Below are 15,565 nucleotides of genomic sequence, written 5' to 3'. Positions count from 1 at the left end.
ATGATTCAGAATATATAGAATTTGAAGAGCATCTCAACGGTTTGGTTTTGTTGTTTACGCAGTACTTTGGCGTATGCCCATTTGTGCTGGGTGAGACAATGAGCATACTCTTTGAATCGTTTTTAGCTGGTTTTGCTATAGAATAAATATTAGCTCCCTTACTAATTACAATTGGGAAGCATGTGCGCTAGGGTACTCACTATATAGAATAGGATTTAGTATTGTGTTTAAATCTGTAAGCCAATCAATAATTTTGTTCTTTATAATATTTCCTATAAGCTCAATCGCAGTTGATTTGAAATCTATTGACGGTATCTGGCAAAATGAGTCGAAGGAGAAGTTTTATTATTCTATTCACCAAGATGGTAATACATTAGTTATTATTGACTTACCTTTACTAGGATTTACTGGAGATGTATTTACAGCTACTTATGTGGGATCAATAAAAGATATCTCGACAGAAAAAATAATAGTAAATCCAATTAGTTTTCCAGATGTTCAAATAAGTATCGTTTTTCATTCAGACACTGAAGCAACTATTAGTTCATCCGGAGCTTGCCCCACCTGTATCACAATTTTCCCTTTTGGAAGACTTAAAAAAATATATAAATAAGGGACTTAGAGCCTCCAAAGACTTTACAGTAATAATGTCAGGAATCAAAAGTAATGGTGTCATAGAATTTGCCGTTGTGATGTTCGCAATTCCTTGAGCTACTATACTAATACCATATATGTTTCCAGAGATGCGTGTAATTATGTCAACGCAACTGGCTGGCAAATACTGATATGCATCTCGCTCCAATAGTGTTTCGTATCGGTCTTCTATAGATGCTGCAATTTTAGGCAGAATATATAGTGGATAATTTTCAGCTTCGTTGAAGATTTTTCTCACATACCAGATTCTTCCGAGAAGATCTTGTGTGATAGCTATGAGGTGATGGGTTGTTTGAACAATTTTCTTTCTATGCTCATCTTCGCGCATTATATTGCTGTTGACGATTAGACGGTTTGAAACACACGCAAATAGAAGAGCTGCAACTATTGGAATTGTTGTAGCGAGTATTGACCAGATTTGTTCATATTGGCTTATGTAAATTAAGTGTACTGTCCGAGCCAATCAAATGGACCGCACCATATTATATCGACCAATACGAAGGTATGAACGCTCCACTTTGCCAAAGTTGCAGAAGAAGGGATGCTGGTAATCATACAAGGGAGGTTTTTATCAAACCAGCTTTGACTACGAATGTGAGTAAAGACTTCATTGAGTATCACACCTTCGATAAAAAAGCTAAGAAAAAAGGGAAATAAATGGATAATCACGTTGAGTTTTGGAAAGAGCAAATGAGTAAGCAAGAGTGCGAGCACAATTGGGTTGTGTTTGAAAATGGCACAATGGTGCATCCTTCTGAGGATGGCTTATCTGCTATGGATATCATGCGTGCAATTGATGATGCTTATAATGAAAATGAAGAGCTAATTGAAGAGTATGAGTGTGCAGTCTTAGATGCGGATAATGCTGTTGTGCGCTTCTCGGGAGAATATGGAAATATCCTGGTTCGGTGTCCTTTCAGAGAAGTCGAAGAAGAAATGATTAATCATGACAGATCCAAATATAGTAAGGAGTTTCTTGCCGAAATTCTCTGCATGATTGCGCTGGATAAACGTGATGCAGACGCTAAGAATCGTATGATTCTTTATGAGAATGGCGTTAAAAATGCACATGCAGAGAAGCTCGAAAGTACAAAGAAAATTGAGGAATATTTTAGCCGGTTATCAACAGCGATCCACTAATTATCCATAAAATTCGATGAGCCATAAAGAAAGTTTGAGAAAGGAATTAATATTTGATTGCTTCTTCTAATAAGAACGAATTTCTTACTTTTTGAATTGATATAAAGCCCAATAATCAACAGGGAAAACAAATGAACCAACAAAGCTCAACAATCAATAAAAAAGTTAAAGTTCTAAAAGATGGTGCCATGTTAGATGGCTGCCTATTAGGCTTCTGCATTGGAAGAGATCAGCTTGGTTCACATGCAGTTTACGGAATAGTTCAGAAAGAAGATGGGCGGCTTGAAGAATTTCCTGTGAGCAATGTCAAGATTACGGGTGATGTAACATCAAATTGGCTTCCTATCGAGACAGCCCCAATGGATGGGACCGTAATAGATGTGTGGGTTTCAGATACTAATGCAGGGCCAATTAGAGTAGTAGATGTTAAATATGATGCAGAGAAAGAGTGCTTTGTGCATTTCTAGAATTTGTCAGGAAAGTACAAAAAGGTTTATGGCGATATAACACACTGGATGCCAAGCCCAAGCGCACCAGAAATAAATGCGTAGGTGGTTGAGTAAAACAATACCTCGATCTAATGCGTTATGTAATCGATAACAGCCGCCAAAATCGGTAAGAATTGGGTATTGGCACACTCTCTGTATTCAAATCAGATGCGATTGAATCTACAAGATGGGTTTCCCCTAGTAACGACAAGAAAGTGGATTTAAAGTCAGATATTCACGAATTGCTTTGGTCTTTTGAAGAGTGCTACTGACAATATTTTAACGAAAAGGGTGTTACGATTTGGGATGAACAGTCTGACGTGAAGGGTGTGGTTTGCCCTTCTATGGTAAGCACTGGCACAATCGGGCAGGTGATAATTCGGTGTTCCATGATCAGATACACGAATTCATCCAAAGAATAAGAACTAATCCTGATAGCCGACGCTTAATTGTATCCGCGTGGAATGTGGCAGATGTTGCAAGTATGGCACTCGCTCTTTACTATGATACTAGCCCAAGTGTGTAGGTTGCACAGCCCGGGGAGTTTATTTGTCCCTTTGGTAATGCTCATCTTTACCTTAATCATCTTGATCAGGCTAGGGAGCAGTTATCACGATAACCTAGATCACTGCCAACAATCAAAATCAATTCTGCCGTTACACATATTGATGATTTTAGATACAAGGTTTTCGAGCTAGTAAACTACAATCCTCATCCGTCTATTAAGGCAGAGGTGGCGGTTTAGATAATATTTAGAGAGGAAAAAATGAAACGAACAGTAATAATTAAACTACGTTCAAGTACAGTTGGTACTCGCGCAATTGTTACTGAAAAACTATCTCTCGGAGAAGAAATTTCATATGAATATCTATGCTACAGATGTGACCCTATTATGGGAGGTGAGTGGAAAAATGAAACAACACGAGTTTTAGCCACAGATGAAATAAATAAACTATTGAATGATTCAGCACGTGCTGCATCACAATTGCATCTCTACAACACAGCGAGAATGACCGGGAGTTAATTTAAGATATGGAGATAAAAAGCCATTACGTACTGAGCATTGGACTATATGGCCTTTATATCGAGGTAAAGCATAAAAATACATGCGCCAATAATTTAATTATAGTTAATTGGTTAGAGCATAAATTTACTGATTTACTTACACCCCCCTGTAAGCATTATTAGACGGATGAAATATGCATAGGTGGCACCCTAGAGATGATTAATAATCGATAAGATATAGCATGATCAAGGTAATTATCCTGCACCTCCAATCTCAGTTAATATGGAATGAGGGAAATATGAACAACTGGCAACCAATCGAAACCGCGCCAAAGAATAGGAGGATACTGCTTAGATATGAAGACCAGTCAATATATATTGGAAAATATCATAGAGAACATGACTTATTTTTGAATGATGTTCAAGAAATAATCATGATGATGGATAGAAAAAAATCTTTACCAGTTAATTATTTTCCTGTGGCATGGATGGAGTTGCCTGAATTTGATGGAGTACGGGAAAATCCTTAAATTAATGCCTAATCTTATTGATTATTAATGAATTATAGAGTGCCACCTTTATTCGTTTGGTGCATGGGAATCCTCTGATAATTTATTCGTCTTATACCCTTTATTTAATTTTTGATATTAGGGTACTAGGTTAGATAACGAAATTGTATTAAGTGAAAGCCCAATCACTGTAAGTGTATTGGATGAATTTGGTAATGTGATTTATGAAGTTGTCTCTGGGGACGAATTTACTGAAGATCAAGCACTGCAAAGTGTTCTTGATTGGATGAAGAAAGATGAATCATAAATATCTTTATTAATTGTAGTATAGAAAAGCGACATTGCTTAACCTCATGGCCCGGCACAGTCCGGGACTTTAATTCCTATCAAATATTAAACATCAAAGCGTGTAACCGTTCCTACCACAACTCCCCAGACCTGCAATTCATCATTCTCACGAAATCGGATAGGAGGATAAGCCGGATTCGCAGCATGCAGCTCAATCATGCCATTGCATGAATACAATCGTTTGACAGTATATTCGTTGTTAATCACTGCCAGAACGATATGACCGTGCTTAGGTTTGATTGAGCGGTCCACTATCAGCATATCGCCATCGTAGATATGTGCACCAGTCATTGAATCACCTACGACACGAAAGAAATACGTAGAGGCTTTATTGCGCACCAGGTAATCATTGATATCCAGACTTTTCTCTTTGTAGTCATCTGCGGGTGATGGAAAGCCTGCAGGAATTCGGTACAGCAATAAAGGCAACGCACAAAATGCAGGGCTAAGCTTTGCTCGCTGCAAAATTGGCAGGGTCGATTCGCAAGTTGGTTCAAATGGAATAATTGTCATGATATTCCTCTATTTGATTGCAATATGGCAATCGTCAGCACCGCAAGATTTGCACTGAGCTGATGTAATTTCAGGTACTGTTAGTTCATCGTCGCTATTCCAGTATACCGTGAACTTGACCATTGATCCTACAGGCTCCCATGTGCCTCCATACCTAGAGCCATGCTGATGAATGGTTTTAGATTCAGATTCCCCGCACGAGCAACTAATAGTAAAAGTTGTCTGGTCAATGATGGTCATAGTTCTCTCCTTATTTTAAATGTGCAAAGTCAGCATATTTTAAGATAACTGGTAGTTAGTTAAGAGTAAACAAGAGCCTTTGAGAGAATCAAACCCTGGTCTACTCAGTTCATAGATATGCCTTTCATCCGTAATTTTATCTGTGTATTCGAAACCAAGCTTGGTGAACAATTTAATACTATTACTATTGTATGGATGAATAACAGCAACAGCTCCTTTAGCTTTTTCTAAGCTGAATATGTATCTAACAAAAAACTGAACAGTTTTGGATGCGATTCCTTTCCTTCTAAAATCATTTCTTAAAAGTATTCTTAGCTCTAATTTTCTGGAATCTTGCTTGAACGGGTACATATCAATTGAACCTATTATTATATTTTCAGGGATTGCCTCAATGGCATAACCTACTGGGCAATTCACTTCGATAAATTCCTCCTTTGTGGTTATGGTTTGCCCTATGTATAACCGTGTGCATGGGTCAAGCTCAATATCGGCAATTTGAGTTGTATCTGGCTTCAAGCCAGATGTTGCGCTGTAACGCTGATCTTTAGGGGGGGGCACAACCAAAACCATTAAACATTTTATAAGAGTTTTAAATGAATCAACTCAAGCAACAACTTCAAGTATTATGGCTACTGGTTTTTGCGGTTTTCTACCTTTCTTTATAATCAAGAAGCATTTTTTTCAATCGTGGGGATTAGTTGTACTTTACCCATTCGTCACTCATGCTGATGTATCTACTTCTATCACTGTTGTTATTACTACCGTCGTTACTAACGTTGCTACTACGAGGGCATCTTTGCTAGGTGTAGTCTTGCCATCATCATCGTCTTCAAATAATGTTATTTAAACCGTTCTAATCATTTAACCCGACTCGCGAAGGGCTGACCAAGTCAGTTTTATATCAATTCGTACTGCCCATTCATCCATTCTCATATAATATTCATACCCGCTATAATTCCTTCATGTGTGGCGGTATCCAATATCAGAATCAGAAAATCTACTTTCCTCAACCCAATGCCGAATTGCCGATAATGCTACAACATGGTGGAGTAATCTGGGTGCTATGGGGCAAACGTCAAAATGAAGGATCAGGGAGGTTTCCTAATAGTGGTTGGGCAAGAATTGATTCATTAAAGGTAAGCAAATGGAAACCTTGGCATCCCCGACCAGTATTGATTCCGGAAGATAGTTTTTTAGAAAAAGGTCACAATAACCAATCTCATCGGATAAAACTCGAATCAGGAATGGTAATTCAGGCGCTACTTGCCGAGAGAAATTATGAGTACCGGGTCTATATTGTCACCGAAGAGACTCCACTCCAGTATCACTGGATACATGACCGTTGGCCAAGATTAATAAGGTTATCAGATCAGAATAAGACGGCAATGAAACATACATGATGCATTTTTCGCGCTCATTATAATGTTCTTTTCTACGGGGGCTTATTCAGTAGAAATCCAGAACCAAATTCTGAAAAATCTGGAGCCCCACAGCATTACGATTATGGGAGAAACCCATAGACAACCTGGTTCTATACAGTTCTTCCAGTCACTAATTACCAAGTATTTACAGCAGAAAAGATGCTTAACTGTTGCCTTGGAAATTGCGAGTAGTCAACAATTTATAATTGATAAAATTATGCAAAGTGGAGGTAATGTTGAAGATATTCAAATTGCTCCCATGATTGATCATCCTGCTTACCGTGCAATGATCGCTGATCTTGCTAAAATTAGCAGAAACGGTGCATGTGTGAAGCTAATAGCAATAGATGGTAATATTGAGAGCGGAGTAGGGCGCGATGAATGGATGGCAAAGGAAATATTGCAGCATGTTGGTCTGAACCCATTGATTGCACTATTGGGTAATCTGCACGCCTTGAAAAAGATTGATTGGAATAAATCCATAAGCAAAGTATCTCCCTTTGTTGCAGAGATACTGGTATCACAAAGCCATCAAATTAGAACCTATCCGCAAATCTGGATAGATAAAGCTTGTAATATTAATTATAGGTTAATTACTTCAGATGAAGCAGAAATTATCGAGATCATCAATAAAGAATTGATCTCTCTACTTAATGCTTCTGAGATTAAGACAGTGAACAATATTGTTGATGGAATTATTCTTTGGGAGTGTGAATGAGTGTTAATTTTTTTTCTCATTCTCATTCTTCAAAACTTTTTGAGCCGCTACCAACAATCAGATACATAATTTATAGCAGGAAGCACATCTAATTTATCTATAAAGTGGCTTGGAATCTCCATACCGGAACACATCGCTATCGCCCCTGCTATCGAAGCACAAGTGTCAGAATCACCCGATATTACAGAAGCGTTGTAAATTGCAGTTAGATAATCTGTTGATCTAAACACTGAAGATAATGCTATATATAATGCTTCCTCAGCTACCCAACCTTCTAAGTCTAATAATTCCCCATTTATAACTTTCAGCAATAATTCATACGTTCTGCTATAAGAATCAATTTCTTTTATGGCCAGTATTAATCCAGCTTCTAATTTCACACCAAGTACTAAAAAATATAATATCAGAAATAGAGCTGTAGCAGATTCTGTTGCTTCTGGATGTTTATGTGTAGCAAGCGAATCTTTCCGTACTAAATGCGCATAATGGCTATAATCCAATTTATCATCCATTGCAGCCTTCAATGCCCAAGGAGATATTCGCATTACTGTTCCATTGCCCTTAGAATCATTAATAACCTTTTCTCCCTTCGACAATGAATTGCAGGCAGACATGCAGGTATTTCCCGGTTCCCTCAAATTATATAGGCATTCAAAACTTAGCAATCCATCATGCAAATGAGAATTCTCTTTGAATCTATTCTGAGTAGAATACCAACGAATATAAGGTAGATCTGGAGCAAAATTAATGCCGTAATTCGCGATAGCTTCTGCTAAAAATAATGTCATTTGAGTATCATCAGATGCATTCAATATTTTGGCATTCATTGAATTCTCAAAATCATTTTTATTAGGATTTCGTAGAAATTCCAAGGGATATCCTATAGCATCCCCAACTGCCACTCCACATAACAAATCACGAATGGTAATCATGCCTTCCTATCTTGAATATTGTGATTATTTTTATTTGACTTCGAATGATTATTCTTGGCTTGTAGAATATCAGCAGTTATTTCATTGAATTGACTTACTTATTGATATTCAATACTGCATAGAGAAAATAAGCTGCATAAAATATAAGAATGATTAGATGACAACTTTGTTTTGTTGTCTTGCCTGAAAATTTATGAAAAAACTCATGATTCAAACCTTATCCAAAATACCTATTAAATAATCATTCCATATATCCATGGCTTCGCGTTTTTCTCTTAAGTAGTCATATTTGTCATAATGCATACTTGAAACATCTTGCAGCGAATGATTCTGCAATCTATCTCTAATTTCTTTTGATATTCCGGCTTTACCTGCTAGAATTTTAAATGTTCTACGTAAATCTCTAGGTGAAAATCTATCCATTTTAATTTGATTTAATAATCTGTCGATAGCTTGGCTAAATCCATCCACCTTTTGAGGTTCAATATTATTGTTGGCAGGGAATAGGTAAATCTCATTTAATTTGGGATTATTTTTAATGATCTCAAGCATGGTGTTATTGATCGGGATAACATGGGGAATCCCATTTTTTGTTCTTTCTGAGGGTAGAAGAATTATTTTTTCAGAAAGATAAATTTCATCCCAACGTAAACCTGCTATTTCTCCGACACGAGAGCCTGTAAGGAGCAATAATTTAAAGACATTAATTCTAAAGATTGATATTTTGCTTCTATCAAGAGCTCGCCAGAAAATCTTAACTTCTTTCTCAGTTAATGAGCGTTCACCTTTTTTCTCATTCTTTACTACTTTCTGAACTGTAGTTACTGGATTAGATTGAATAAAAAACTTGGTTTGCCTTGTGTATGATTCAACAGAATGATCGAAACTTATTCCATATTCAAACATCGCTGAAAGATAAGCTCTCATACGATTTGCCATAATATATGAGCCACGCTCTGTAATGGAATGCAATATTTGAATAATATCTTCCTTCGTTATATCGTTTGCTTTTACCTCAAGGTCAATTATAAGAAGATTTTTTTTGAATGCATTGCGAACATTGCGGAAATGAAGTTCTCGTGCATTTTTTTCGAGATGAGCAAGATAAAAGTCTGATAGCTGCCTAAGGCTGCCTTGCATTTGCTTTTTGCGTTCAATTTCAGCTTGAGCCTTTTTTTCTTTTTCTTCTTTTTGTGCGTCTTCTTGTTCTTGAACTTTAGGATCGATACCAGAACTATAGGTCGCAGAATGTATGCGAAATTCAGCCTTCGCTTGTGCCAGTGTTAATTGGTTGGAAATATTCCCATACCTACCAATCTTCTTTGATTTTTCTTTTCCATCTATAAAATATTTGAAATAAAAATCTACTTCGCCATTCTCAAGAACTCTGACAACAAATACGCCTTGGCCACGACCTCTTGATTTTTCTTTAATTTGAAAGATTGTGCCCGAAGTAGCTTTTTTCCTATATGAATCTAGGATTGTCTGCTTAATCTCAGGAACGCTGTATTTAACAGTTTTAATCTTAGGTTGCACAATTAATTAGTCCTAGTTATAGTCCCAGTTAATGGGGTGGCTGCAAATAGATTTTAAAGGAGCTCTCTGGACTATAATTATACCATATTATATGTAATATATTGAATAATAGTAATATTATAGAACTTGCTGGATGTGTTTGGATTAATATTAGAATGATTCGTAATCAGTAGGTCGGAGGTTCGACTCCTCTCAACAGCACCAAAAATCAACAACTTAGCGCAAATACTGATTACTTCTTACTCCGATTGTGCCAAATTTGTGCTATTGAGCACGTTATCCACGACACGCGCATGCTGAGAAAATTGCTCGGGTGCAAGGTGAGCATAACGCCTCACCATCTCAGCAGATTCCCAAGCCCCCATCTCCTGGATGACATTGAGCGACACACCATTTTGAGCTACCCAGCTTGCCCAGGTATGCCGCAATTCATGCCAGCGGAAATCCTCAATGCCTGCACGTTTTAACGCTTTATACCAAGCTTTGGTATTAACCTGGGTAATCGGTTTGCCTTTGTAGCTGAATACTGCCTTGGGATGCTTGCCGATCTGTTTGGTTAATACTGCTATGGCCGTCGCATTAAGCGTGACGTGAATCGGTTTACCCGCTTTCGCCTGATTACCGTGAATCCATGCCACATTACGCTGCATGTCAACTTGCGATCATTCCAGTTTTGTCACATTTGACCGCCTCAACCCTGTCGCCAGCGAGAATTTGACGATATCCGCCAAGTGTTCCGGCAACTCCTGCAAAAGCAGGTTCGCTTGTATTGGACTCAGGTAACGTACTCGCCGCTTGGCTTCACGGTACAGCTTGATGACTGGCGGTTTGTCGATCTATTCCCAATCTAAGGCAGCTCGTCGCAGGATAGAGCGAATGAGTGCCAGCAAACGATTAGCCGTAGCAAAAATCGTTTCCTGAAGCTTTAATTCACCTATCCTGGCGATGACATCCCTTGATAGCTCATCAAGATACTTGCCTCTAAAGAACTGCTGGAGCCAGCTTATTTTGGCCACATCATCATGATGTGTCTTTTTATGCTGCGTTTCCATTAGCCATTTATAGGCCGCTTCATCCCAAGTGCGTTTCGGCTTTTCACCCAGTTTGGCAACCCGCCACAATTCCGCTTTTAGCTTGTCGTGGAGTTCTCGCGCCTGGATGCGGTCTTCTGTTGCAGCAGAGCGTCTAACACGCTCGCCGCTGGGTATGGTGAAGCTAATCCACCACGTTTTTCCACGTTTAAAGAGTGACATAATGTGTTCTCCCTATGTCCCACTTGCAACGCTTGCCGGGGACTAGGATATAACGAGCGCATATAGGTAGCAAGATCATCGTCAATAAAAGCCCATCGTTTGCCCAATTTTGCCCCTGGGATGACACCAGCTTTGGCGCGACGGCGCACTTCTTCAGGATATAGCTTCAGGAATAGGGCGGCTTCTTCCAGGTTGAATGTTTTCATGCGCCATCCGAAGCTTTCTGATAATCAATAGCAGCTTGATTGACTTTCAATTGCTTTTGTTCTTCCTCAGAACAATTCAATAGCGTGTTAAATTCCCTTGCGCGTAAACGCACCTTTTCCAGGATGTACTCTAATGCAGATAAGCCCATGAAGAAGCCACGTTCATGGAAATACTTAAACAGGTATAGCATATAACGATCCAGACCTTCATCATCATCAAAATCATTCATGCCATGCTTTGCCATATAGGAAGCAAGCGAGCTGGCACCCAAGGAAAATATCCGATTATCGTCTGGCAGCCTGGTTGCTTTAAATGATCTGGATAAGGGCCCGCCATTGCCTTCCCAATCAATGGAAGAGATATAGCCCCATAAGGGGTGAATCGGCCAGCGAGAGCGCGTTTGATCATCAGGATTAGGGATTGTTAAACGTAGCCATTCAGCGGAAGCATAGCTCCACAAGCCGTTTAAATTAGCTAATACGCTATCTAGGCTGATCAAGCCATGTTCATTCAATACCTCGCGCATCAACTGAAATTCAACGCGCCAGATGGGATCATTTTCCTGCCAGCCAGCTTCTTGCCATAAGGGCACCAAATCGGTTCTGCCGCTCGATTGAATTTCCAGCAATTTGTTATATAGGCGGCAGGAAATCTTGCCGCCCAGGCCAATTGACCAACCAGTGAATGCGCCATTGATTACATGAGTATCGATCTTCTTGCCGCGCGTGATCCAGGCTTCTCGATGCCAGGATTCCATGTTTTCAGGGGAGATAAAATCAGCACATAAATCAATACGGCTGACATGGGCATGACTGTTCAAGCTGCCTAATTCATTTAAGATATAACGAAGATGTTTTTCTGCCTCTTTTGGAGAGATGCTGCATAAATAGCGGGAAGACAGCTTCACATAAGCCATGGGGTTTTCTTGCTGGTTCTGCATAGACTGATACGAAAGGCACCATCTTCCATCACATAAGAAAATATGGACGAGCCTTTATCCTTGACTTCAAAGATATGACCAGCAATGGCATATTGTGCTTGTGCCTGCTGGTCTATTTCTGGACGCTGTGCTAACTGTTTAAGCTGGGTTAAACGCTCTTTAACTTCTGGGAATAATTTACCTTGATAGGACAGATACAGGCTATCCACCCCAAACCTTAAAAGTTTGAAGTACTCACTATTGCAGTTATAGGGTACTGTATTACTACGCATCATACCCAGTGAGGATACTTTTGACGCTTGGGATACTTCTAGCGAAGTATCGTGCACTTCGCCAACGCAATACACCGCCTCCATTCGCTCGTTGGGCATTGCATTGGCTCGGTGGATTGAATGGGTCGTAAACGCCACATTCTGGTAGACACACTGGGATTACTGTTGGCGGTGGTAGTCACTAGCGCCAGTGTGCAGGATCGTGACGGTGCCCGCCTGCTGTTGCGTCACTTGCCGGGAGGGTGCAAAAAATTGAGGAGGATTTGGGTAGATGGTGGCTATGGCGGTCGTTTAATAGACTGGGTCGCACGACGGTTTAAATTCTGTCTGGAGGGGATGTTGCGCCCCAGGGAAACCAGGAAATTTGTGCTATTGCCTTGCCGCTGGGTAGTCGAGCGCACTTTTGACCGGCTGAACCATTCACGCAGACTGAGTAAAAGCTATGAGCGCCTCACCCGGACGGATGAAACCTGGGTTTATATCGCCATGACCCGCATTATGTTGAGGCGCTTGACATAAAATAGGAGTTTCCAAACAGTCTCTAAGAAAATGCCCGATTGTGCCTTTGCCTGTGCCTTTTTCACCGCGTAGAACTAATGCAGAACCAGCAGGTTCATCAGGAGGCTGCATTGTTTTAGCAATCCAATCATAAAAATATTTAACTAAGGCAGGATCACCACCACACATAACCTGCTCAATATGATTTTTTACAATATCTGTATTAGCTCCGTTAGAAGGTTCTATTGCGAATCCCTCCCAGCTATTGTAATAATCCCATGGCAATTTCTTACCTGGTGCAAAAACAACACCACCACGATAAGTTCTACAATCTTTGTGTTCTCCCCATGCAGTAATTTTATTTTTCATAATTGGTGTGGTGTTATTATCAATAGATTTTTCACCCATTTGAATTTGGTCATTCGCATAAATTTTCTTAAGTTCTTCCTGGCTGATAAATTCATATGAAATCGCTGAATCCTGATGCACATCAGCTGAAACAGTTCTCATAACTTTATGCTTACCACCAATCAAAGCACAAGATACAGATCGTTATGGTCGTAAAGTTGCACGGGTATATAAAGACGATATTGATGTAAATGCAGAAATGGTAAGACTTGGTGCGGCATGGGTATATAGGAAATATGCCAGAGATCAAAATCTCTATGCTTTGGAGAAACAAGCAAGACAAAATAAAGTGGGCTTGTGGAGTTTACCAGAAACCCAGCAAATTCCCCCTTGGGAATGGCGAAAAGCAAGGTGAAAAAGTTAAAACCTGGCTACTTTAGATTTGAGTTTCATCTGTTTCTAGTGATTAGGTAGATTAGTGCAATTAATTGTACTGCTTCAGAAGATCATAACTATCAATGGAATTTATTATTGATAAGGAATAACGGATAATGGTTAAGATACATCTCACTTGTATTGTGTTTTAATATTGTAGTTGGTATTTTCTTACGGCACGATTGCTGCAAAGATTAGTATGTTTAATTTGCCAAACCTATTGCAGATTTCTTAAAACTTCTGCTCCTATACCCTTATCAGTCGTCTCACAGGTGTGAGTTTGACCTAAGCTACCGATAACGGGTATTTTTATTTCATTACCGCATTCTTCTCGGAAAGGGATATCAACCTTTATTGATTTCTGTTGGAGAGGAAGATTTTCAGTGACTTCCATTAAATTCTGGGAAGTATTTGAAACAATACCGTCCCCATCGTGGTAATTAACCAAACTAGACAAAGTAGGCTGACCTGTTCCAATTATCGAGAGATAGATTGCATCGGATGGAAGGGGATGAGTAGTTAAATCATTAAGTATTTTCAAAGCGGAGCTGTCTGGCTGTAGTTCCTGGATTGCAGTACTGTGGGGATCAATGCCCAGATTGAAAAGATCGCAGATGCTATTATCACCGGAAATACCAAAATCATCATGACATACTTGTGCCCAAAAACTACCTTGATGCGGAGTGGCAATAGTGATAAGTTTCGCAACATCACCGCGGTAAGGAATGGGTGTTGCTGGATCGGGTGCTTGTGCTAATCCTTGTAGATAAGCTCTTGCAGCAAGCCCACCTAAGCTATGTCCAATCAGAAGAGCCTTTGTTGCGCCGGGATTTTTATCTAAAACTGCTCTAATAATTACTGCTAATTCGCCTCCTTGGATATTTAAGGGTAGCCCTTGATTATCAGAGAAATTTAACGTGTAGAAATTGCCCGCACCACCCGTACATTTAATTACCGGATTTTGGTTCGATGGGCAACTAATATCAACCATTTTTGTGTCATGATGGTAAAAGGGTATCCCACCGAATGTCCATTTGGCATTATTTATTAGATAATTTGTATATGCAGCCCATGTCTCTGCTGAAGAGGCTAAGCCATGAATAAAAATAACAGGGTAGGGTATTGTTCCACATCCTGATTCTTGCAAGAAAGTGGATAAATCACCGATGTCTTTTGGTGAGAGATCGGTCGGTCCTTGATAGTAAACATGATTATCTTCAGATGAAACGCCCACATAAGAATTGGTGTCGGGGTAATAGCGATAGGTAAAAGGGTCAGAAAATTGTACCTCTTGCACCGCTGGTGAAAATAAATCGGAGTGGAATGTTTGCGCCCAGTTTAACAAACACTCTATGTTGGGCATTGTTGTAGTATTAGTTTTTACCGAAGAGTCAATAGCCGCTGCTGTATTGCTAAACACCATGAGAATTACCCATCCCGCTACGCATGGTAGTAAGGCATTGATTTTGCATGGTTGGTTGTTCATAGTGTTCTCCCGAAGTAAAGACACAAATTAGTTAATCATGAGCAAATTGTTCTGCCCGATAACTTGGTTGCGATGCGATACAGGTATCCCATTAAAATTTTTAAAAAATATATTTGTTAAACTAACTGCAGTCGCTACGACTGTTATATCCATTTCTATCGAGTATAACGTAGAGAGTAACGGGCTGTAATAGTTTAGTTTAATAGTACGAATATAAGTTACTGTAAATCTTCGATGGCGTAGGGGGGTAGATAACAATTATTTTGGTGGTATGCGTAAGGCAAATATAACCTCTGGGCTGCAGCTAAGTTGCGAAAATTGGTATATTGAAGCGCAGTGGTAAGATATATAAGAAGGTTGTAGAGATATCAGGACATAAACACTGATGACTATGGTTAGAATCAAGACGCCATTTAGCTTCAGAGTGCTATACGATTTTACATAAAATGACTGCATCTTCATCATAAGAATATATTGCACATCACTACTGTCCGGTTAAGCAAAACCAAGATCAAGCTGCTGAGTTGAAGAAGGATTTTTAGGATTGGGTGGTGGTTCGGCCAAGGATTCCAGTTGTTTTCTAGCGAAGATATTGACACAGATCAGTCTTGCCCATTGCTGC

General features: G+C 39.4%; 18 protein-coding genes and 2 pseudogenes. 10 read left to right on the top strand and 10 right to left on the bottom strand.

All coding sequences use genetic code 11. The features are described 5' to 3' along the window. Window positions 1–223 precede the first annotated feature (223 nt). The 6 genes and pseudogenes from BM122_RS22405 to BM122_RS10505 all read left to right on the top strand — a co-directional run bounded on the left by BM122_RS22405 (window position 224) and on the right by BM122_RS10505 (window position 3,817). A complete protein-coding gene (locus tag BM122_RS22405) occupies window positions 224–613 on the top strand; it encodes a hypothetical protein (protein ID WP_143083400.1) in 390 nt (129 codons plus the stop codon). 698 nt (window positions 614–1,311) lie between these two features. Beyond that, complete coding sequence (locus BM122_RS10525) at window positions 1,312–1,794, top strand: hypothetical protein (RefSeq protein WP_074905522.1); 483 nt, start codon at window positions 1,312–1,314, stop codon at window positions 1,792–1,794. Window positions 1,795–1,925: 131 nt separating this feature from the next. Next, complete coding sequence (locus BM122_RS10520; RefSeq protein WP_074905521.1) at window positions 1,926–2,261, top strand: hypothetical protein; 336 nt, start codon at window positions 1,926–1,928, stop codon at window positions 2,259–2,261. A 113-nt stretch (window positions 2,262–2,374) separates the two neighbouring features. Beyond that, window positions 2,375–3,027 (top strand): annotated as a pseudogene (locus BM122_RS10515) (thymidylate synthase). A 21-nt stretch (window positions 3,028–3,048) separates the two neighbouring features. Then, on the top strand, window positions 3,049–3,306 hold the full coding sequence (locus BM122_RS10510; RefSeq protein ID WP_074905520.1) for a hypothetical protein: 258 nt from the start codon (window positions 3,049–3,051) through the stop codon (window positions 3,304–3,306). Window positions 3,307–3,586: 280 nt separating this feature from the next. Further along, complete coding sequence (locus tag BM122_RS10505; protein ID WP_143083399.1) at window positions 3,587–3,817, top strand: hypothetical protein; 231 nt, start codon at window positions 3,587–3,589, stop codon at window positions 3,815–3,817. A gap of 372 nt (window positions 3,818–4,189) precedes the next feature. On the opposite strand, the gene BM122_RS10500 is transcribed toward BM122_RS10505, so the two are convergent. After that, window positions 4,190–4,657 carry a LexA family protein gene (locus BM122_RS10500; protein ID WP_083398445.1) on the bottom strand — a complete coding sequence of 156 codons (468 nt, stop codon included), beginning with the start codon at window positions 4,655–4,657 and terminating at the stop codon, window positions 4,190–4,192. A gap of 279 nt (window positions 4,658–4,936) precedes the next feature. After that, on the bottom strand, window positions 4,937–5,455 hold the full coding sequence (locus BM122_RS10490) for a GNAT family N-acetyltransferase (RefSeq protein WP_177198098.1): 519 nt from the start codon (window positions 5,453–5,455) through the stop codon (window positions 4,937–4,939). 404 nt (window positions 5,456–5,859) lie between these two features. Between BM122_RS10490 and BM122_RS23280 the strand changes: the two genes are divergently transcribed. Both BM122_RS23280 and BM122_RS10480 read left to right on the top strand, forming a co-directional pair. After that, window positions 5,860–6,297, top strand: coding sequence for a hypothetical protein (locus BM122_RS23280; protein ID WP_177198097.1), 438 nt, complete (start codon window positions 5,860–5,862; stop codon window positions 6,295–6,297). A 103-nt stretch (window positions 6,298–6,400) separates the two neighbouring features. Next, the gene (locus tag BM122_RS10480; RefSeq protein WP_143083398.1) at window positions 6,401–7,036 is read left to right on the top strand and encodes a hypothetical protein; all 636 of its coding nucleotides are present in this window, start codon (window positions 6,401–6,403) and stop codon (window positions 7,034–7,036) included. Between the two features lie 47 nt (window positions 7,037–7,083). On the opposite strand, the gene BM122_RS10475 is transcribed toward BM122_RS10480, so the two are convergent. The 6 genes and pseudogenes from BM122_RS10475 to BM122_RS25080 all read right to left on the bottom strand — a co-directional run bounded on the left by BM122_RS10475 (window position 7,084) and on the right by BM122_RS25080 (window position 12,275). After that, window positions 7,084–7,968 (bottom strand): ADP-ribosylglycohydrolase family protein, encoded by an 885-nt coding sequence (locus BM122_RS10475; protein ID WP_074905515.1) that lies wholly within the window; start codon window positions 7,966–7,968, stop codon window positions 7,084–7,086. Window positions 7,969–8,178: 210 nt separating this feature from the next. Beyond that, the gene (locus BM122_RS10470) at window positions 8,179–9,504 is read right to left on the bottom strand and encodes a tyrosine-type recombinase/integrase (protein ID WP_074905514.1); all 1,326 of its coding nucleotides are present in this window, start codon (window positions 9,502–9,504) and stop codon (window positions 8,179–8,181) included. A gap of 239 nt (window positions 9,505–9,743) precedes the next feature. Continuing rightward, window positions 9,744–10,712 (bottom strand): annotated as a pseudogene (locus BM122_RS26025) (site-specific integrase). Beyond that, window positions 10,634–10,963 carry a helix-turn-helix domain-containing protein gene (locus tag BM122_RS26020; RefSeq protein WP_371264917.1) on the bottom strand — a complete coding sequence of 110 codons (330 nt, stop codon included), beginning with the start codon at window positions 10,961–10,963 and terminating at the stop codon, window positions 10,634–10,636. Before BM122_RS26020 ends, BM122_RS26025 begins: the two are co-directional and overlap by 79 nt. Continuing rightward, on the bottom strand, window positions 10,960–11,880 hold the full coding sequence (locus tag BM122_RS10455) for a hypothetical protein (protein ID WP_256211993.1): 921 nt from the start codon (window positions 11,878–11,880) through the stop codon (window positions 10,960–10,962). The genes BM122_RS26020 and BM122_RS10455 overlap by 4 nt, the downstream gene beginning before the upstream one ends. Further along, window positions 11,868–12,275, bottom strand: a complete 408-nt coding sequence (locus BM122_RS25080; protein WP_256211992.1) for a hypothetical protein — start codon at window positions 12,273–12,275, stop codon at window positions 11,868–11,870. The genes BM122_RS10455 and BM122_RS25080 overlap by 13 nt, the downstream gene beginning before the upstream one ends. Before the next feature lie 21 nt (window positions 12,276–12,296). Here BM122_RS25080 and BM122_RS10450 point away from each other — a divergent pair, with 21 nt between their 5' ends. Next, entirely contained in the window at window positions 12,297–12,695 is a 399-nt protein-coding gene (locus BM122_RS10450; protein ID WP_074905513.1) for an IS5/IS1182 family transposase, read from the top strand. On the opposite strand, the gene BM122_RS10445 is transcribed toward BM122_RS10450, so the two are convergent. Continuing rightward, a complete protein-coding gene (locus BM122_RS10445) occupies window positions 12,597–13,184 on the bottom strand; it encodes a hypothetical protein (protein ID WP_074905512.1) in 588 nt (195 codons plus the stop codon). The two genes, BM122_RS10450 and BM122_RS10445, sit on opposite strands and share 99 nt — an antisense overlap. Here BM122_RS10445 and BM122_RS26015 point away from each other — a divergent pair. Further along, a complete protein-coding gene (locus BM122_RS26015; RefSeq protein ID WP_083398444.1) occupies window positions 13,183–13,437 on the top strand; it encodes a thermonuclease family protein in 255 nt (84 codons plus the stop codon). The genes BM122_RS10445 and BM122_RS26015 overlap by 2 nt on opposite strands. Before the next feature lie 237 nt (window positions 13,438–13,674). Here the strand turns inward: BM122_RS26015 and BM122_RS10435 are convergent, their stop codons facing one another. Then, the gene (locus tag BM122_RS10435) at window positions 13,675–14,943 is read right to left on the bottom strand and encodes an esterase/lipase family protein (protein WP_074905511.1); all 1,269 of its coding nucleotides are present in this window, start codon (window positions 14,941–14,943) and stop codon (window positions 13,675–13,677) included. Between the last annotated feature and the right edge of the window lie 622 nt (window positions 14,944–15,565).

Source organism: Nitrosomonas communis, from assembly GCF_900114745.1.
GTDB lineage: Bacteria > Pseudomonadota > Gammaproteobacteria > Burkholderiales > Nitrosomonadaceae > Nitrosomonas > Nitrosomonas communis_A.
Note: the sequence above shows the minus strand (reverse complement) of the source record. Positions and strands in the feature narration are given on the sequence as shown.